Genomic DNA, 17,949 nt, shown 5'->3' with positions numbered 1-17,949 from the left:
GGTTTAACACCAAATGAGTCAGAGAAAAGATACTGGCTTTACTATAAAACCGTGGCCAATTTTACTTGACCACTACACGCTGCCGGTAAAAGTTTTTTTCGGCTTTTGCTCGTCTTTGGTTGTATTCGATTTTTCTATCGTCGCTTTATCACTCTCAGAAATTCTATGAGCAGTATCAATCCTATTTCGGTCGGTTCGTTTTATATTTGAGACTTCCGTTGTTTTTTTAATAACCGTCAGAGGAGCAGAAGAAACCGTCTCCTTAGTCTCTGTGGGTGCACTAGTTTGTGCCTGAACCATTGAAGTTAACAAAACGAGACAAACCGGTGAAATAGCGAATATTTTTGAGGAAAGCTTCATTTGTGAAATATCCTTAATAATGCGGCGAAAAATATGGCGCATTAACGCAAAGTACATGGGCTGCGAGCCGCGCTGCGGGTTGACGTACAGCGACCAACGGGAGCAAGTGATACCCCTTGTATGAAGCATAGCCCAATGGTACCGAAATGAACAATATGAAAAAGCTTATTGTGTAGAGCCCACTTTTTAACCAGACAATACTTTTTGCTCACAAACTTGATCGGCTGAAAAGAGATTTTTCTACAGCCTCAACGCCCGCAACTTGTTGCGAGTTGAGCCGCAAAGCGGCGTTTTGATGGCGTTTGTTATAACCTTTTCTCCATTCTAACCAATTGCTATGAACCTTTTTTGTTGGGGGAAGTGTAGAGTGTGCCACCCCAGATATAATTGAGTTTTTCTGAACAAATCCAATTGATCAGAATTGGGTAATCACTTTCAGTAAAATTTATTAACTGCACTGTGCCACCCTGAGGTTATAAGGCCCGCATTTGCGGCTGGTTTGGAGCGCAGCGGAGAACCAATCCGAAACATGCGCTTGTTATGCATTCACTTTAGTCAGTATTATTTCTTCAGCATAAGCAATGCCTTTAGGGGAAATTAAACACTCACCATTGGATTTGTACTCAATAAATCGAGAACTGTGCAACTGCTTTAAAGTCCGTTTAAAATAGGCCGGATTCTTGTATTCAATAATATCAAGAATCTTTTGATCGAATATTTCTTCGGTAGCATATAGGAGAAATATTATTTGTTCTTTAAGGCTAATTCCATCTACTAATATACGAGTGATGTCAGCACTTTCCCATATACCTTCAACGCTTCGATCCACAATTTGATCGACTATCTTGGATGTTTCATCAGGTTTATATGAAGAATTAATTCTTACAATTTCAGCCAGAACCCATTTTACGCTAGAAAGAATGAAAGTCGCATCTAGGTGATTTGGGCTTACATTCGATAGGTGACCAACTCCACGTTTATTTCTAATGCCGTAGACTGTTAACAATGCTCTTGGTATATGTATTCTGTAGGAGTCATCACCCTGAGCATTAACATAAGAAAGCATCGATTTATCGTTAAACGGAGGCAGGCCCTTGCTTATGGGTGTGTATTTCCCAAAGAGTTTAAATTCAATTAATCGACGAACAGACTCAACAAAATGTCCAGCATCTAACTCACTTGTTTTCCAAGACTTAATAAAGTAATTGCGTTCAACTTCCTTGTAGGAATCTATAATATGATCAGATAACGTTTTGTCTGATACAGCCTCGATGATCGCCCTTACTTTATGCTCCATTCAGATCTTCCAACAACTCTTCGGCCCGTTCAACTCCTGGCAACGTAAGCTTACATGTTTTTACTGACGAACCTTTTTTACCTTCAATGATTATGTACTCTCTTGCCTTTTGCATAGTGGCCGCAAAATTTGCTGAATCCAAACAACCCTGATTCTGGCATAAGTCTCGAATATCTTGGTAGGAAATCCCCTCAACTCCAACGGATCTCTGTCCCCAGAGATACGCCAATGCAGTATTAACGGATTTTTTAGCGTTATTAGCACCTGGCATTTTTTTAATAATTTTCACTACCTTGCCTTCGATATGAAGAACTCTAGGGAAAGATTTATTATCAAAGCCATGTCCTGACTTTTCTCCTTCTTCAATAGGGTCGGCTGCTGGTGGTTTACGTTCCTCAGAGGAGCCGGCGGTATTTGTCCTATTTTTCAGTGCCTCCAGAATAATCTCTTTGAAGTTTTCAATTTGTTGAGATACAAAAAGCTCCGATCCCGATATTTCAAAAACCCCATCTTCTAAAGATAAATGTAATTTTGCTTCTGAATGACTCATGATTACTCCTTAATCTAAATTTCGTATGCATAACGACCGGCTCACGAGCCTATTAAGAGCTGCGAAGCAGCGAAAAAACGGCCGCGAGCAGCCGTTTGTTAGAAGTTGCCATCAATTGGCACTTAGCTCTAGCTCATTGAATATCTGCATTGGGTCTTCGGGTTGTAGCGCCCAACGGTAAGCAGGGTGAACCTCCCAGTCATAGCCGAATTCAGTGAATTTATTCGACAAGTATCGATTTTCCTCGAAGTACTTACGATCAATACCTGCTGAGGTTTCCTTACGAGCAGTAATGAAATTGATTTTATAAAGAAATGCAGCCAGCTCCTTTGTATCAACTTGATTTCCATTTGCCCAACGAAATTTTCCTTGCTCTTCAATTGCTTTGAGCTTTTTCAAAAGTTGATCCGTGCTATATACATAACCTTGGGATGCTCTTCTTTGTATTTTTGAGGGGCGCATACCAAGTATAAGCTTTTCAACAGCAGGTAACTCTGATCGATATTCGTTAATTGTATCTTGAAGCCTTCCCTGTGAGTATTCTTCAAAAATCGATTCTAGGTTGGCGGTTGATATTTTATCTAAATCGCTAGAATATGCTTTTCTTCCCGCTAACGTTAGCAGCTTAACCAAATCTCTTGGACGCTTTCTAATTAACGACATTAAAACCCTATACATGGGCGCGTTACTCCAATGCCCTTTGCCTGTGAATTTTTCTTCAATCACAGGGATTAGATATTTCATTAGCTCGGATTGGTGTTTTTTCAACAGCTCGTCTTCATCCACTTTCCTACCGAAATAACTTTCAACTCTTTTAACAAGCAGGACTAATATTTCGTGGTTGGTCCACGAATACCAAATTACGGAGCTTTCTGTTTTATCGGTTGATTCATCAGATGTACGAGCCAAATAGTAAACATCAGATCGTAAACTGACTCTAAAGAAGATCCCTCTATTTTCAGTAGAAATATCCCGCACGGCGTTCAGGAGAGCGGAGATTCTTTGAATGTCATGCTTTCTTCCTTGCCATCCTCGGTCTAAATCATCAATGTATACTGAAATTTTATTGTGCTTTAAAAACTCTTTTAGTACCGCTTCTTTAGATGCAGTTAAATTAACACTATCATCAAGTTTTAGTGTCGAAGAAAGAAAGTCTAAAGCTGCGCCGCCATACTGATTCAATTTTCCTCTCCAGCCATCGAAAAGCAGGCCAAATGACGTCAGGGCTTTTTTAGCAATAATCTCGTTTATACCTATTTTCCAATCTCTTATAAGTTTTAAGAAATCGTCCGTATCTTCTCCTATACCAATAATGTCATCAGGTTTAATCAGCAGTGTGAGTCTATTATTTTCTGCCTCCTCATCAATTGCAACTTGAAAAAGGGCCGACTTACCAATGCCTTTATGCCCCACTACTATTCTTAGCGGAAGATCATTTACTACTTGTTTATACGCTTTGCTTTTGAAGTAATAGTCTTTCAGTCTTTGCGGATCTTCATCCTCAGCAGCCTCATGACCAAATAATTTTTGCAGTTCATATTCACTAAAATCCATATTATTTACTCTATTCAAAATGCGGAAATTAAGAGCTTCTAACGCCTCAAACACCGGATTGGTGAAGTTGGCGGCTTTTTTGCGCAAGCGAAAAAGGTGACAGCTTTGCCAAGTCCGCGTTCTTTGATTTATTAAGTTTCATTTTCTGCGATCCATTTTTTGTAGTACTCAAGCTGTTCTTTAACCCATTCTGGATTGTATATCTCAAAATGTACATGGTTAGGGTTGCCGAGCTCAAAGTTTGGTTTGACTAGCTTTGCCCCCATTATTCCTGCGATATTAAAAAGCGCCTGGGCGACTTTTTCCCACGCCGAAGCCGCTAACTGCGTTAGTTCTTTATCAGGAAATTCAGACATGCGCCACTGACGTTCTACGCATGTATACTCACCACTCCCATCTTCCTCTGTATATAGTATGCCGAGAAAATCCGTATCTTTCGCAGCATGATATATATACTTTTTTATGGCTGTCACGCTATCACTAAGCGGGTCAATTGGCATACCCAGACCTAACTTCAAGCCTCGACCACGAGTAAAACCTACGGTTCCTTTGCTTGCAGGCTTGAGCATGGATTTATGAACAACAATATCTCTTTGCTTATACAAAAACTCTATTAAAGGATCTGACGAAAGCTCAGCTTTCTTCTGGCTCAGAATAGCAGAGAGAGCTTTATTTCCCTGCAACTCCATAGTAAGAAGCTGCATTACTTCCTTTAAGGTACGAAGAAAAGATGACAAAGACCATCTAAACCTATCGGCGGAATGATAATGCTCTTCCATTAATCGAATAAACCACGCAGCTTCCTCTAAACGATCAAAGGTGGAAGATAATGAGTCAAATATTTTTCTATTTGGACATTCATCCATGTGGTCAGATGCTCCGATAACTTAACTCACGCAGCACAGGCCGAAACCTGTGCAGCGGTTGAGGTCCAGGCCACGCAGTGGCCGTTGTGACTGCGCTTGTTAATTTTGTGGTTTTCACTGGATTTATATTACAACTAATAAGTAGACCATCCAGCTTTCAATAATTTTTTAACCATAAGGATTGCTGTATCTTCAACCGGAACATCATAAGAATGCGTTATGCTAATAGATTGATTGTTTACATTAAAATTAAGATCTTGGACTAAAGTATACACTCCATCGACAGTAATACACGAGCCTATCTGAGGTATAAAATCAATTTTAATATCACGTTTGACTTTATAGCTGAATGACTGTTCTTCAAAGTCTTCTTCATCCAAATCTTCAGATAGAAGTTCTGAATTTGAAAATATCTTGCGCAGCGTAACTTGATACATAAACTAATCCATTAATTGGTAAAAATTCGCTTATTGAGTAAGAAAACTTAACAGCTTATTCAAAGGCTCTGCACCCGCAAGTTGCGGTCTGAATGTCCTTTGAGTTTTTATAGTTACTTGAGTCTATTCTTGTACCTGAATGTAAATCAAGCATTTTATTGTTGTAGCAATTTTTGTTGCCGTAAAGTGCGGGAATAGCCCACGAGTTGTGGCAGAAAAACTCAGAACTGTCTGCTGGCAGTTTATACAGTGATGGCAGTGTCGTTGGCGGAGCAGGGGCTGCAAAACCTTTATCGCGTTAGCATCGTCAAACCACAGATAAAACGTTATATTGGCGGGCGAAAATAATAAACTCAGGGAATACGCCATGTACTTGATAATAAAACATACCCATCTGACCATAATTGCGCTGACGTTGGTGTTTTTTCTCATCAACTTTGCCTTAACGCTGAAGGGGTCTGACAAGGTTAACAACAAACTGCTGAAAATTGGCCCGCATATTTTATATACCTTGTTTATCGTTACCGCTATTTATCTGATGATGGTGAATCCGCTGCAGCTGTATCCGTTCGTTAATGGCTGGGCGTCGTCTAAACTGGCTGGTTTTGTGTTTTATGTGTTGTCTATCACTCTGGCACTGAAGTGGGCCAAAACAACTGTCTGGCGCTTTGTCGGTTTTTTCAGTGCGCTGTTCTGGTTTGTCATGAGTGCCCGGCTGGCGTATGCCCACCGGCTGAAAGTAAAGGGCGCCGGTGATGATGTTAATGCTTATATCGACGTCGCGCAGTCAATGCTGTTTGCCATAAGTTAGCTATAAACTACGCCCCTGCACAGCAGGGGCTGCAACCGGGCGAGGTCTCGCGTAACCTTATGTTAAAGTGCCTTGCCAACAGATGAACCAATAGTCACGCCAAAGCTGAAAATAAGCACTGCCACCAAAAATGCTGCCAGCACTATCAAGCCGGATTTCTGGGCTTTTGGTACAGAATTCCACCAGTTTTTTAATTCGTTAAACATGTCTCCTCCTTTAAAAATATTAACAGGGAAGGGCTAAGCCATAACGTTTTAGCATGAAAAGCCTCGCAGCGGGTTGACGTTAAGGCTTGCGACTTTTGCTGACAATAAGTTTTTCTTGTTATATTTCAAATCTACGAAGCTCAAACTTAAAATCATTATCGAGCTTTATACGTTTTACCAAATTTGCTTTGCCAGGCTTATAGGCTCTCCAGTTCCATTCACCGTCCAGGAGTACGATATTCACCAGCCCGAGCTTCTCCATATCAGCTACAGAGTAATCGTAACCAACAGTTTCTTTGCCAAACAAGCTCAGAGTGAAGTCTAAGAAATTAAATTTAGACTGGCCGTATGTAGTTAGTAGGTTGTCGACTGCAATATTTGCGTAAAAATCAGTTTCCCTCTGACGCATTAAAGTGATGTATGTTTTGAAAGTTTCGCGGTGTTCTTTATCAACATGCCAATTAGACTGCCATGCGCTACCATGCCATATCAGAACCGAGTCTTTTCTTAAGTACTTTGTATTGGCAGCGGGCAATACATAGTTTGCACAAGAAGAAGCGCATACCCTTATCACCTCAACATCCAAATTATTATCTTTGACCCACTGTCCTAAATCCATTCCCGCACCAATCTCACCGCCCTGGCTGGAAATAAGCAATCGGTTTGGCTTGAGTTCAGATGCCCTAAACAATGAAAAAATCACATTATTTGATGTTTCAGTTATTTCACCCTTATAAATCAGTTGTCCATCTTCTATACCAATAAAAGCTTCAGAATTTTGGCTGCTTTCAGCAACATCTTTTAAACTGGTACAGCCAACAATCAGAAATGTAAAAACTAAAACCAGATTCTTCACTATTCTTCCATGAAAGATAGACATAATGACTCCCCAAGAGGTGCGGCCCAAATTTAGCGCGAAAAGCCTTGCAGCAGGTTGACGTCGTAGCCAGCGCTTTTTGCTGGCGATAAAATTTGTTTGTTAAGAGACGATACGGCTCATGTAGTAAAACCGCTCGTCTTCACTCGTTAAGCCGAACCCTTGCCGTTTATACAAATGAACAGCTGGGCTGTTTTTAAACACTCTAAGCTTTAAATTTTCAGCACAGTGCTCTCTCGCGAATCGCTCCGCCTCTGCAATAGCGATTGAGCCAATGCCTTGATTCTGATAACTCTGCTCAACTTGCAAATCACGTAACCAGCAATCGTCACTATCGAAAGATAATCTAATGACACCAATAAGCTTTCCCTCAAGTAAAATATCAAAGTTCACAAGCTCTTGCGTCATTTTCTCAATCTGAGCTTCATCCCAATCTACAGAGTATTGTTCATAATATCGGCGCATATTCGACAGAGTAAAACGTGCTGCTTTCGCCAAATCTTTAGATAGTCTAAATGTAACCACTGCTTTAGTCTCCTATCGCCCAAATTTAGCGCGGAAAGCCACGCAGCGGGTTGACGTCGCAGCCAGCGCTTTTTGCTGGCGATAATATTTGTTTGTTATGTGACGATTGCAAAAACAAGCACCACTAAACAGATTAAAAAAGCCCATGGAAACGGAGATGCCCACCAGCTTAAGCTTTTTGAACTTGCTGTTTTGGAGCTTTGCCTCCACTGTGCTTTTGTATCTTCAGTTTGTTTAAACCGATCTCTTAGTTGAGGCCCAGGAAAGAGAAATAATGTTACACCAGAAAATATTGCGTACCATCCAGGATTAAATTCATTGGGTGTGTAAAACAACCTGATCACGCCAAAGCTTATAAAAACACACCCAATTATAATTTCAGACTTTGTTGGTAACTTCATCTTATCGAGTCACATAACGCCCGCCACAAACGCGAGCAACTTGTTGCGAGTCGAGCGCCCAACGGGCGCGTTTTTGATGGCGCTTGTTATGTTTTTTCATTGCCATCAATTTTGAGCTCCTTTCTCGCGATTTTTACAATATCTTCGAGGCAACTACTTGTGGCTGCTAAACTACCTTCGAGATAGGTAACCCAGTCAGTAGTCTCTGATGCAGCATCTGACTCTTGGCGATATCGTTGTATTCGCTGCCTCACTTCAGTGCTTAATAGAAAACCGCCTACATCGGCAACTTTCTCAATTTCTCTGTGCGCTTCAGCCGATTTTGCTCTTAACTCTTTGTCTCTTGTTTCTGAAACTTCTCTACATTCATAACTGGCACTCAAGTATTCGTCTGAAAATGCTTTAGAATGATGCAGCGCCTCAATAAGCTTTTCATATGCGACTACCTGTTTCTCCCACCAGCGCTCTTGCCTAAACCGCTTAACCGATAGGTGAACGGTAATATATGCAGTTACTCCGGCTATAAATATGCCTGTAATTATATTACTGATTACATCAGCCATCTAACTTCCTCAGAAAACATAACGCCGCCAGCATGCGCGGCTTTGTAGCGAAGGCGAAGCCGCAGCGAAGAAGACGTCGCCATGCCTGGCCTTGTTAGTGCATTTAATTACCGGAAGTCCGGATAGGAAACTCGCCCCGTCTCACTTACGGATATAACCTTTTGTTTTTTTAAATTCGCAATAATGGCATCTTTATCTGGCTCTGATATGCCACCTTGGAATTGAAACATCGCAGCTATGGAATTAGAAAGTGAAGATAATTTAGACGGCTTAAGCTTCAACAAACGTTCTGTAACGTAACTTATCTGATCCTGCCCATCAGGCCCAGAAGCCTTTCGTGGGGCCGGATATTCCTCCTCTTCCTGCTTTCGACCAAGTTGGAGTAACAGCTGCGCAAGTCTGAACTTGTCTCTGTAACTTAATGCCTCACACGCTTTTGCTATTTCCTCATATGCCATACTTACTCCTTGTTTGAGAACGAACTTGGTGCACTAACAATTTAATAGAAGGATCTTTGCCTGCAAGTTTTAGACAAAACTTCCTTTGAGTTTTTTTAGTTGCCTGAGTCTATTCTTGTACCTGAATGTAAATCAAGCGTTTTTTTCCTGTATACATTTTTGCTTTTGCAAAATACAGGATTAAAGCCCGCAAGTTGCAGAATAAAAACTCAATACTATTTACTGTTGGTATAAACAGTAATAAATGAGCAGGAACAAAAAAGCCCCGGCGCTGGCCGGGGCTTTTATTGGTATGTAGCGTTATTGATAAACGGCTATTTAGGTTCAAACTCAAATGGCTGACGCTGACGTTCGCGCAGGCCAATCTCGTTCATGGTGGCGGCATCGAATAAGCGGCCATTTACCATGGTGTAAATTACCTTGTCACTTACCCGGATATCTTCAAGCGGGTTACCGTCGATAACAATTAAATCAGCCAGTTTACCCGGTTCAATCGTGCCTAGCTGATGATCCATACCAAAAGTTTTGGCCGGGTTAATGGTGGCGGTTTTCAGCGCTTCCAGCGGGCTCATGCCACCCTGGGCAAACATCCAGATCTCCCAGTGGGCACCCAAGCCTTCCCGCTGACCGTGCGGGCCAATATTCGCGACTACCCCGACATCCTGCAACTCTTTGGCGGTTTTAACCACGGCAAAGTGATTGTAATGATGATCTGGTGCGGTAGGCCGGCGCATACTGCGCGGGGCTAATACGTCCATCGGTACATACTTGCTTAACCGCGGGTGTTTCCACACTTCGGTTTTATCATACCAGTAGTTTTCGCCCCAGATACCGCCATAGGCGACGTTAAGGGTAGGGGTGTAAGCTGTGCCGCTGGCCTGCCATAACTGTTTAATGTCGTCGTACACCCGGGCTGCCGGCAGGGCATGTTCTATGGTGGTGTGACCATCGACAATCATTGTTAAGTTATGCTGCATTAACGAGCCACCTTCCGGTACTACCATCATGCCCAGCTCGCGTGCTGCCTGAATTACCTGCTGGCGCTGATTACGCCTTGGCTGGTTGTAGCTTTTAACACTGAAAGCGCCCACTTTCTGCAAGCGCTCCAGGTGAAATTTGGCATCGTCCAGGCTGTCGATATGCGAGGTATAACCGGCACCTTCTGCGCCGTATAAAATGGTACCGGTAGAGAAAATGCGCGGCCCGACAATTTTGCCAGCCTGTTGCATTTCACTGGCCGAGAAAATTTCGCGGGTATCGTTTGACGGGTCGTGAATGCTGGTTACGCCAAAGGTTAAACCGGCATAATTCAGCCAGTTTTGTTGCGGGGTAATTTGCTGAGTACCCTGGCTGCCATGGGCATGGGCATCAAAAATACCCGGCATAATGGTTTTGCCACTGATATCGAACACTTTCGCGCTGGCAGGAATGGCAACATCTGCCTGGCTGCCGACAGCCACAATTTTATTGTTTTCAACCACAACCACGCCATTTTCAATAACTTCATCGCCTTTCATGCTAAGTACCTGGCCACCAACAAAGGCCACGGTGCCGCGCGGGATATCGGCCGGGAATTTAAAGCCAAGGTTAATGCCGTTTTTTACTTTAAACGCTTCGCTGTCTGCACTGTGCTCAAACAAACCGTTAATGCTGGCGTGATAAAGCTCGGGGCCTAAGCTCCAGTACAGGTTGCGGCTGTCGCCACTCCAGCTGATGTATTCGCCGGCGCGCACTGACAGCTGCTTTACCGGCAATTGTTTATCGTTGCCGCTGATATCAATAGCGCTGCCCCGTTCAATAAAGGGGGTAACAAACACTTTAAAGCGGTCGGCAAAGGCCAGGTATTTACCGTCGGGTGATAATTTAAACTCGGTACCAAATTTAGCGGTGTACAGGGTTTGCTGGGTTTGTTTGGTTAAATCAATACTGATAAAGCGAGGCGAACTGCCATAATCCATTGCATACACTTTATCATTGCTGGCACCAAACATTGGCGCGCGGCCATTGCGGGCAATCAGTTCGCTGTCGCCACCGCGGCTGCTGATTTTATACAGGCCGGTGTTCAGCGACCATTGCCGTGGCAGAATGCTGCCCGCCCCAATTTTGCGGTACACCACCGTTTTGCCATCCGGGCTCAGGGTAGGCTCAATATATTTACCCGGCTCGCTGGTTAGTTTGGTTACCCGGCCATTACGCAGGTTCAGCAGGTTAACGGCACCCTGAGTTTGATCATTCCAGCTGACATACACCAGTTGTTTACCATCGCGGGAGAATTCCGGGTAAAACTCAAAGTCAGTAGTTTGCTTGGTTAACCGGCGCGGTTTCGGATCAGATAAGTCGGTAATGTATAAATGGCCCAGCGCAGTGAATACCGCTTTTTTACCGTCGGGTGAGACATTAACAAACCGCAGCATTTTCACGTCTACGTCGGTTTTATCCAGATCCTGGGTAAAGCGCACTGCGGTTTGAATTTGCTTACTGGTATTCACTTCAAACGGTACCGTTGCCACCTGCTTGCTGGCAATATCCAGCCGTTTAATCTCACCACCGGCCCAGAATACCAGCGCTTTATTGTCTGGGGTCCAGCTTAAGGTAGGGTAAACCCCATGAATGGCCCAGGTTTCCTGCATGTCACGATCCAGGCCATCGTAGAGTTTGATATGTTCGCCACTGCTTAAATCATATAAAAATAAAGTGCTTTGAAAATCGACCCGGCGAATATAAGCCAGGTATTTACCATCGGGTGACGGTGTAGGGCGGATTGCGCCACCGGCACCAGCAATCAGCTCTTCAATTTTACCGGTTGCTCGCTCAAAGCGTTTAATTACATAAATGCCGGATTCCGAGTCTTTGCTGTAATGAAAGGTTTTACCCGGGGTATCGTCCTGTGAAAAGTAAATGTATTTGCCGTCTTTTGAAAACGCCGGTTCGCCTAAATCTTTCTGATCGTTTGGCCGCTCAGTTAACATTACGCCATTACCGCCGCTAACGTGATATTGCCAAACTTCACCGGCGCCTAATGAGCGGCTGGCAGTAAAGTGTTTGCGGGCAACAATAAACTGGCCATCCGGGCTCCAGGCCGGGCTGTTCAGTAAGCGAAAGGTTTCGTTGGTTACCGCACGCGGCTCGCTGCCATCGGCATTCATCAGCCAGATATTATCGCCGCCAGCCCGATCACTGGTAAAGGCGATAGTTTTGCCGTCCGGGCTGAATACCGGTTGCATATTCCAGGCTATGTCGTTGGTCAGGGCGGTGGCTTTGCCACCACTTATGGGCATGGTATAAATATCGCCAAGTAGGTCAAACGCCAGCGTTTTGCCATCGGGGCTTACCGTAACATTCATCCAGCTGCCTTGCTGCACGTTAATATCAACAGTTTCAAACTGGCCTTGAGGCGCGTTGACATCCCACTTTGGCTGATCATCGTCAGCTTGCAAGGTTAAACTGGCAATGGCCAGTGCCAGTAAACAGGGTTTAAATATGGTCATTGGTAGGTTCCCGTGGCGGTTTTAGTTATAGTTAGCGTTTTAATCGCTTTTTATATGCAGGCCAGATTGGCACAAAGCGCCGATAAAGTTAAGCCTGTGCGAAAAACAATACGACCAAAGGGGCCACAGAGCCGACAAAATTATGCCTGAATCACCTTGTGTGGCCTGTTGCCGCTTAAACAGTGAAAAAATGTGTGTTGGCTGTTATCGCTATATTACCGAGATAGTTGATTGGAACAGGCGATCAGATGCTGAGAATTACGCTATATTACAAAAGGTTGCTGAGAGAAAAGCGCAAGCAAAGCGGGATGAGGCGACAACTGCGCAGCCAACCACGCCAATTACCCAGGCTGAGTGGCAGGCCGCTAAAGCCGCCGTCAGATTAAAATAACAACAATATTCAGGGGAACAATATGCCGGATTGGCAGAGTATAGTGGCAATAGAACCGCTTGGCTGGCCTGAGCTGTTAACGGCGCTGTTATGTGGCTTTATTATTGGCTTAGAGCGACAACTGCGTGGTAAACCTGCCGGCATCCGCACCTCTATCCTGATTGTAATGGGCACTTATGTTTTTATTGCGGCATCGATGTCAGTTAATTCGGCAATGACCGACCCCTCGCGGATTATCGGCCAGGTAATAACCGGTGTTGGTTTTCTGGGCGCCGGCGTAATGCTAAGCCGCGATGGCATGGTGCTGGGTGTCACATCTGCCGCCACTATCTGGGTACTGGCCGCTATTGGGGTTTGTATTGGGATTGGCCAGGATTTAGTCGCCATTAAATTATCCGTTTTGGTGGTGGCGGTGCTGGTTGGTATTGGCGTGCTGGAAAGCTCATCGTCGGCTATGCGGCGCGGCGTCCACCGAACCTACAACGAGTGGGTTCAGCGGGCTAATGGCAGCTTGTTTAACCGGCGTAAAGATGATGTGTCGCCGGCGGGCCGGCCTGATATTGATGATCCACATTAAAAACGGTGATGTTTTTTCAGATATAATAAGCCAGTCAAATAACATAGGAATAACAAATGCTTGAAGCTGTCTGGATAGGTTTTGCATTTTCACTGGGCTTGCTGGTGCGGTTAATTGGTTTACCGCCATTAATTGGCTACCTGCTGGCCGGTTTTGTTATATCCGCCACCGCCACTGAAATGAGCCTGCCGGCCGAAGGCTCTTCAATAATTCATCATGTTGCCCATTTAGGGGTGTTGTTACTGTTATTTACAGTCGGTTTAAAACTAAATGTCCGCAGCCTGGCCAAAGCTGAAGTGCTGGGCGGTGGCACCTTGCATTTTGGCTTGTCGATTGTGTTAACGCTGCCGGCAGTACTGTTTATTTTTGACGTAAGCTGGTACCAGGCATTAATGCTGGCAATTGCCCTGGCGTTTTCCAGCACAGTACTGGCCGCAAAGGTGCTGGAAAGCAAGCGCGAGTTACGGGCATTTCATGGCCGGGTGGCAATTGGTATTCTGATTGTCCAGGATTTACTGGCACTTCTGGTAATGAGCGTGGCCAGTGGCACGGTGCCTTCGCTCTGGGCTTTGCTGGTATTTGCGCTGCCGCTGCTTCGGCCAATGCTATATAAATTGCTGGATGCCAGTGGTCATGAAGATTTACTGATCCTGTTCGGTTTGCTGCTGGCGCTGGTGATTGGCGGTCAGGGTTTTGAACTGGTTGGCCTCAGCTCAGAGCTCGGCGCCCTGGTATTTGGCGCTATGCTGGCCAAACATCCGCGGGCAGGCGAGTTATCGAAATCGTTGTGGAGTATTAAAGAGTTTTTTCTGGTCGGCTTCTTTTTGCAAATTGGTATAGATGGTTTACCGGATGCCAATGCCTGGTTATTCGCCGGGGTAATGACGCTGCTTCTGCCAATTAAAGCAATATTGTTTTTCCTGCTACTGGTGCTGTTTAAATTGCGGGCGCGCAGTGCCTTTCTGGCCAGCCTGAGCCTGACCAATTACAGCGAGTTTGGTCTGATTGTTGCCAGTGTAGTGCTGCCGGAATGGCTGGTACCACTGGCATTAACCGTGGCTATTTCATTTGTAATTTCTGCGCCGTTAAACCGGCTGGCGCACCCGCTGTACGACCGGCTATGCAACCGGCTGCTGAAATTTGAGCGCAATATTCACCACCCGGATGAACAACCGGTGTCGCTGGGTGATGCAGATGTACTGATTATGGGAATGGGCCGTACCGGCACGGCGGCGTATAACTATTTACAGGCTAATCGCAAAATTATTGCTATGGACTCCGATCCGGCTAAGGTAAGTGATCATCAGCAGCAGGGCATTAATATTTTTTATGCTGATGCAGAAGATCAGGTGTTCTGGCAGGGCCTGGATTTTGGCAAGGTAGAGGCCGTTATTCTCAGTATGAATGATGTGGAAGCTAAAGTGATTGCCGCAAAAAAACTGCGGGCGTCAGGTTTTCAGGGCTTTATTGTCTCGCACAGTATGCATAATGATGAGGCCAGAGACATTATTGCCGCAGGCGCCGACCAAACCTATCTGACGATGTCGGAGGCCGGTGTAGGTATTGCTGAGCATGTTAAACAGCATTGTTTTGGTTTGAAGGCGTAAGCTGAAGCAGCACTTCGCCAAATACAACAAAGGCGCCCACAGGCGCCTTTGTTACTAACTTCAGTTATTAAATAAGCAGCAGCTTAGCTGGCGCTGCGCTCTTTAATGGCATTGATTACCGGTGATGCGCCAAAGCCATTGCTTTGTGCCCACTCAGCGTCACCTGATGCAGCAACAACGCTACCAGGTAACTGCTTAATCATAAACTCGGCCGTTTCATTGGCATTGTGTTTAATTGCATGGCGTACCAGAGGTAAACCGTCACATACCACGCCGTTGTACACAGCTGACAGACGGATCCGGTTGTCGCTTAATACTTTACGCAGGTTATTACGGCTGTCTGCAGCAACATATGAGCAAATAGAAATAGCTAATTGATCGTCGGCGGCAACAGGAGTACTTACAAAAGAGGTGGCAGCGATTACAGCGGCTAAAGCGATAATTTTGGTTTTCATATTCAAGCTCCGAATTGAGTCAGTTCACGATCATTGTTAGCAACCTGGGTTGCGATACACGAAAGGTCATGCGTTTAACTCTGGACGAAACAGAATAAAACATCGCAATTTGCGACGGCAGCCCAGCTATCATAGGGTTTCCCCGTTAGACCTGAAGCTTTGCGTGATCACCTTTTCAGATGACTTGCCTTTCGAATGCGCGCATCATAAGGAATGCTTAAAATTTATGCAAGCGTTAAATTTAAATTTTTTTTTCAGCTTAAAACTCAGTAACCTGGCAAAACCTATCAGGCAATTAACTGGTCAGCTTGCTGCTGCAGACTAACTTCAATGCAAATTTTCAAGGCAGCAACTTGTGTTGCCAGGGCCATGCTGGGCATGCCGGGTTTCGTTAATACCTGTTCAGGCAGATAGGGCAGATGAATAAAACCGCCTCTGATACTGGCATACTGGTTTTTTATCAGATGCATCAGGCCGTAAAAGCTATGGTTGCAGACATAACTGCCGGCAGACAGTGAGAGCTGAGCCGGAATATGCTGTAAATGCAGCGCCCGCAACATAGCGTTAAGTGGCAGGTTGCTGAAATAAGCGGCGGGGCCATGAGAGGCGGTCAGGCCATTACGGGGTTGCTGACCGGCATTATCGGCAATAGTGGCATCAATAAAATTGCTGGCAATTTTTTCCAGCATCAGCTGGCTGCAGCCTGCTGCCAGACCAAGCATAATAACTACCGCCGGTTGTACCTGATTAACAGCCTGTTCGAGCGTCAGCAGGCTTTGCTTAAAGGCGCAGGGTAAGCGGACTGCTGTTACCGTTACCTCGTTATCGAGCTGCCAGCCGTCAAGGGCGCTGGCTACCTGCCATGACGGGTTCAGTGTTTCGCCGGCAAAGGGTTCAAAGCCGGTGATCAGTACCTTTGCCATTATCTTGCCCTCAGATTTATAGTTATTTAGTCACTACTACTATAGCTGCTGCTTCAGTATTGCAGCAACTGCTGTTTGCCAGCGCTGGTATAACTGCGTCTGTGCAGCAGCATCGATTTGTGGTTTATATTGTTGATCAGCTTGCCACAACTGGCTGATAGCAGAAATATCATCAAAGTATTCCAGACTGACAGCGGCTAAAAAGCCAACACCAAATACCGTAGCATCAGCAGTATTACAGCGCTGTACCTGTTGCTGGCATAAATCGGCCAGGGCCTGTAAAAACCAGTTATTTGCTGTCATACCACCATCGACCCGCAGCCGGGCGATGTTAATGCCATCCTGATGCATGGCACTGAGTAAATCTGCGGTCTGATAAGCCACTGCGCAAAGCGCCGCCGCAGCGAACTGTGCCTTGCCGGTATCCCGGGTCATCCCCAGCATTGCGGCTTTTGCCTCCGGTTGCCAGTAGGGCGCGCCCATGCCGGTAAAAGCCGGGATCAGTAATTCAGACTGCTGATAACTGCTTTGAGCAGCCAGCGCCTCTGTATCACTGGCCTGGTTAATAATCCCCAGTTTATCGCGCAGCCACTGCACTGTGGCGCCAGCCATAAAAATGCTGCCCTCCAGTGCATAAGTGGCTTTGCCGTTTAGTTGCCAGGCCAGGGTAGATAGCAACTGATTATTACTGCAAATAATGGTGTTGCCGGTATTCACCACAGCAAAACAGCCGGTGCCATAGGTACTTTTTAACATACCGGTGCTGATACAGGCCTGACCCATTAATGCCGCCTGTTGGTCGCCCAATATCGCCAATACAGGGATAGCCGCACCCAATATCGCTACTGATGTGTGCCCGAAAAGCCCGGCACTGTCTTTTATGTCAGGCAGCACACTGGCCGGAATACTAAACAATTGCAATAACTCCGGATCCCAGCGCTGACTACTGAGGTTGTATAGTGCGGTGCGACTGGCATTGCTGGCATCGGTAGCATGCACCTTACCACCGGTAAGCCGGGATAAAATAAAACTGTCTACCGTACCAAAGCAAAGCTTACCGGCGTTGGCTCTGGCGCGGGCATCAGGAATATTATCCAGCAGCCAGCCGATTTTACTGGCAGAAAAGTACGGGTCGGCCCGTAAGCCGGTTTTCTGGCTGATGGTTGCTTCCGCCCCCTGTTGTTGCAGTTGCCGGCAGAATGCCGCGGTACGCCGGTCTTGCCAGACAATCGCATTGGCGATGGGCTCGCCGCTTTCTTTATCCCAAAGAATGGTGGTTTCGCGCTGATTGCTGATGGCAATTGCGGCAATGTTGGCTGGCGTCAGGCCGGCCTTAGCAATGGCCGCAGTGATACAGGCTAATACGCTTTGCCAGATTTGCTCCGGGTCCTGCTCAACCCAGCCGGCAGCCGGATAGGTTAATGACAGCTCCTGACGGGCAATAGCCACCGCTTGCATCTGCCGGTTGAAAACAACGGCCCGGCTGGACGTGGTGCCCTGATCAATTGCCAGAATGTAGTCAGACTTTATTTCTTTTACCATAAATTAACGAATAGTAGGTTATGCTTGCTGTCAGAGTAGCAGTAAATAACAAGGAGTTACT

19 protein-coding genes and 1 riboswitch are annotated in these 17,949 nt (G+C 45.5%); of the genes, 4 read left to right on the top strand and 15 right to left on the bottom strand.

Annotated elements, in window-relative coordinates; translation table 11 throughout:
* Positions 1-72: 72 nt before the first annotated feature.
* From KQY15_RS18480 to KQY15_RS18455, 6 genes are all read right to left on the bottom strand, one after another.
* The gene (locus KQY15_RS18480) at positions 73-417 is read right to left on the bottom strand and encodes a hypothetical protein (protein WP_217671404.1); all 345 of its coding nucleotides are present in this window, start codon (positions 415-417) and stop codon (positions 73-75) included.
* 481 nt (positions 418-898) lie between these two features.
* Positions 899-1,657, bottom strand: coding sequence for a hypothetical protein (locus KQY15_RS18475; RefSeq protein ID WP_217671403.1), 759 nt, complete (start codon positions 1,655-1,657; stop codon positions 899-901).
* Positions 1,647-2,207 carry a hypothetical protein gene (locus tag KQY15_RS18470; protein WP_217671402.1) on the bottom strand — a complete coding sequence of 187 codons (561 nt, stop codon included), beginning with the start codon at positions 2,205-2,207 and terminating at the stop codon, positions 1,647-1,649. Before KQY15_RS18470 ends, KQY15_RS18475 begins: the two co-directional genes overlap by 11 nt.
* A gap of 111 nt (positions 2,208-2,318) precedes the next feature.
* The gene (locus tag KQY15_RS18465) at positions 2,319-3,848 is read right to left on the bottom strand and encodes a P-loop ATPase, Sll1717 family (RefSeq protein WP_217671401.1); all 1,530 of its coding nucleotides are present in this window, start codon (positions 3,846-3,848) and stop codon (positions 2,319-2,321) included.
* A gap of 44 nt (positions 3,849-3,892) precedes the next feature.
* Positions 3,893-4,627, bottom strand: a complete 735-nt coding sequence (locus KQY15_RS18460; RefSeq protein ID WP_217671400.1) for a hypothetical protein — start codon at positions 4,625-4,627, stop codon at positions 3,893-3,895.
* A gap of 134 nt (positions 4,628-4,761) precedes the next feature.
* Positions 4,762-5,064, bottom strand: a complete 303-nt coding sequence (locus tag KQY15_RS18455; RefSeq protein ID WP_217671399.1) for a hypothetical protein — start codon at positions 5,062-5,064, stop codon at positions 4,762-4,764.
* Between the two features lie 367 nt (positions 5,065-5,431).
* Between KQY15_RS18455 and KQY15_RS18450 the strand changes: the two genes are divergently transcribed.
* Positions 5,432-5,875, top strand: coding sequence for a SirB2 family protein (locus KQY15_RS18450; protein ID WP_217671398.1), 444 nt, complete (start codon positions 5,432-5,434; stop codon positions 5,873-5,875).
* Between the two features lie 62 nt (positions 5,876-5,937).
* Here KQY15_RS18450 and KQY15_RS18445 read toward each other — a convergent pair whose 3' ends face one another.
* The 6 genes from KQY15_RS18445 to KQY15_RS18420 all read right to left on the bottom strand — a co-directional run bounded on the left by KQY15_RS18445 (position 5,938) and on the right by KQY15_RS18420 (position 12,393).
* Positions 5,938-6,081: a hypothetical protein gene (locus KQY15_RS18445; protein ID WP_217671397.1), complete on the bottom strand. Its 144-nt coding sequence runs from the start codon at positions 6,079-6,081 to the stop codon at positions 5,938-5,940.
* Between the two features lie 118 nt (positions 6,082-6,199).
* Positions 6,200-6,961 (bottom strand): hypothetical protein, encoded by a 762-nt coding sequence (locus KQY15_RS18440; RefSeq protein ID WP_254795841.1) that lies wholly within the window; start codon positions 6,959-6,961, stop codon positions 6,200-6,202.
* Between the two features lie 99 nt (positions 6,962-7,060).
* On the bottom strand, positions 7,061-7,483 hold the full coding sequence (locus KQY15_RS18435; protein ID WP_217671396.1) for a GNAT family N-acetyltransferase: 423 nt from the start codon (positions 7,481-7,483) through the stop codon (positions 7,061-7,063).
* Between the two features lie 487 nt (positions 7,484-7,970).
* Entirely contained in the window at positions 7,971-8,447 is a 477-nt protein-coding gene (locus KQY15_RS18430) for a hypothetical protein (protein WP_217671395.1), read from the bottom strand.
* A gap of 107 nt (positions 8,448-8,554) precedes the next feature.
* Positions 8,555-8,905, bottom strand: a complete 351-nt coding sequence (locus KQY15_RS18425) for a hypothetical protein (protein WP_217671394.1) — start codon at positions 8,903-8,905, stop codon at positions 8,555-8,557.
* 314 nt (positions 8,906-9,219) lie between these two features.
* Positions 9,220-12,393, bottom strand: coding sequence for an amidohydrolase family protein (locus tag KQY15_RS18420; RefSeq protein ID WP_217671393.1), 3,174 nt, complete (start codon positions 12,391-12,393; stop codon positions 9,220-9,222).
* A gap of 142 nt (positions 12,394-12,535) precedes the next feature.
* On the opposite strand from KQY15_RS18420, the gene KQY15_RS18415 reads away from it, so the two are divergent.
* Genes KQY15_RS18415 through KQY15_RS18405 form a run of 3 tightly spaced genes read left to right on the top strand, consistent with a single transcriptional unit; the run spans position 12,536 to position 14,968 of the window.
* Positions 12,536-12,784 carry a DUF1289 domain-containing protein gene (locus KQY15_RS18415; RefSeq protein ID WP_217671392.1) on the top strand — a complete coding sequence of 83 codons (249 nt, stop codon included), beginning with the start codon at positions 12,536-12,538 and terminating at the stop codon, positions 12,782-12,784.
* A 22-nt stretch (positions 12,785-12,806) separates the two neighbouring features.
* The gene (locus tag KQY15_RS18410) at positions 12,807-13,361 is read left to right on the top strand and encodes an MgtC/SapB family protein (RefSeq protein ID WP_217671391.1); all 555 of its coding nucleotides are present in this window, start codon (positions 12,807-12,809) and stop codon (positions 13,359-13,361) included.
* Between the two features lie 56 nt (positions 13,362-13,417).
* Positions 13,418-14,968 (top strand): cation:proton antiporter domain-containing protein, encoded by a 1,551-nt coding sequence (locus KQY15_RS18405; RefSeq protein ID WP_217671390.1) that lies wholly within the window; start codon positions 13,418-13,420, stop codon positions 14,966-14,968.
* 83 nt (positions 14,969-15,051) lie between these two features.
* Here the strand turns inward: KQY15_RS18405 and KQY15_RS18400 are convergent, their stop codons facing one another.
* The 3 genes from KQY15_RS18400 to glpK form a co-directional block, all read right to left on the bottom strand.
* A complete protein-coding gene (locus KQY15_RS18400; RefSeq protein ID WP_217671389.1) occupies positions 15,052-15,423 on the bottom strand; it encodes a DUF3718 domain-containing protein in 372 nt (123 codons plus the stop codon).
* A gap of 113 nt (positions 15,424-15,536) precedes the next feature.
* Positions 15,537-15,622: riboswitch (cyclic di-GMP riboswitch) on the bottom strand.
* A gap of 88 nt (positions 15,623-15,710) precedes the next feature.
* Entirely contained in the window at positions 15,711-16,346 is a 636-nt protein-coding gene (gene pcp, locus KQY15_RS18395) for a pyroglutamyl-peptidase I (protein WP_217671388.1), read from the bottom strand.
* Positions 16,347-16,385: 39 nt separating this feature from the next.
* Positions 16,386-17,888, bottom strand: a complete 1,503-nt coding sequence (gene glpK / locus KQY15_RS18390) for a glycerol kinase GlpK (protein WP_217671387.1) — start codon at positions 17,886-17,888, stop codon at positions 16,386-16,388.
* Positions 17,889-17,949: the final 61 nt, after the last annotated feature.

It is taken from the genome of Arsukibacterium indicum, from assembly GCF_019100565.1.
GTDB classification, from domain to species: Bacteria; Pseudomonadota; Gammaproteobacteria; order Enterobacterales; family Alteromonadaceae; genus Alishewanella; species Alishewanella indicum.
This window is presented reverse-complemented; position numbering and strand designations above follow the sequence as displayed.

Coding starts and splice junctions, on each gene's coding strand:
- KQY15_RS18480 (WP_217671404.1), bottom strand. CDS start 417: ATGTACTTTGCGTTAATGCGCCATATTTTTCGCCGCATTATTAAGGAT.
- KQY15_RS18475 (WP_217671403.1), bottom strand. CDS start 1,657: ATGGAGCATAAAGTAAGGGCGATCATCGAGGCTGTATCAGACAAAACG.
- KQY15_RS18470 (WP_217671402.1), bottom strand. CDS start 2,207: ATGAGTCATTCAGAAGCAAAATTACATTTATCTTTAGAAGATGGGGTT.
- KQY15_RS18460 (WP_217671400.1), bottom strand. CDS start 4,627: ATGGATGAATGTCCAAATAGAAAAATATTTGACTCATTATCTTCCACC.
- KQY15_RS18455 (WP_217671399.1), bottom strand. CDS start 5,064: ATGTATCAAGTTACGCTGCGCAAGATATTTTCAAATTCAGAACTTCTA.
- KQY15_RS18450 (WP_217671398.1), top strand. CDS start 5,432: ATGTACTTGATAATAAAACATACCCATCTGACCATAATTGCGCTGACG.
- KQY15_RS18445 (WP_217671397.1), bottom strand. CDS start 6,081: ATGTTTAACGAATTAAAAAACTGGTGGAATTCTGTACCAAAAGCCCAG.
- KQY15_RS18440 (WP_254795841.1), bottom strand. CDS start 6,961: ATGTCTATCTTTCATGGAAGAATAGTGAAGAATCTGGTTTTAGTTTTT.
- KQY15_RS18430 (WP_217671395.1), bottom strand. CDS start 8,447: ATGGCTGATGTAATCAGTAATATAATTACAGGCATATTTATAGCCGGA.
- KQY15_RS18425 (WP_217671394.1), bottom strand. CDS start 8,905: ATGGCATATGAGGAAATAGCAAAAGCGTGTGAGGCATTAAGTTACAGA.
- KQY15_RS18420 (WP_217671393.1), bottom strand. CDS start 12,393: ATGACCATATTTAAACCCTGTTTACTGGCACTGGCCATTGCCAGTTTA.
- KQY15_RS18415 (WP_217671392.1), top strand. CDS start 12,536: ATGCCTGAATCACCTTGTGTGGCCTGTTGCCGCTTAAACAGTGAAAAA.
- KQY15_RS18410 (WP_217671391.1), top strand. CDS start 12,807: ATGCCGGATTGGCAGAGTATAGTGGCAATAGAACCGCTTGGCTGGCCT.
- KQY15_RS18405 (WP_217671390.1), top strand. CDS start 13,418: ATGCTTGAAGCTGTCTGGATAGGTTTTGCATTTTCACTGGGCTTGCTG.
- KQY15_RS18400 (WP_217671389.1), bottom strand. CDS start 15,423: ATGAAAACCAAAATTATCGCTTTAGCCGCTGTAATCGCTGCCACCTCT.
- pcp (WP_217671388.1), bottom strand. CDS start 16,346: ATGGCAAAGGTACTGATCACCGGCTTTGAACCCTTTGCCGGCGAAACA.
- glpK (WP_217671387.1), bottom strand. CDS start 17,888: ATGGTAAAAGAAATAAAGTCTGACTACATTCTGGCAATTGATCAGGGC.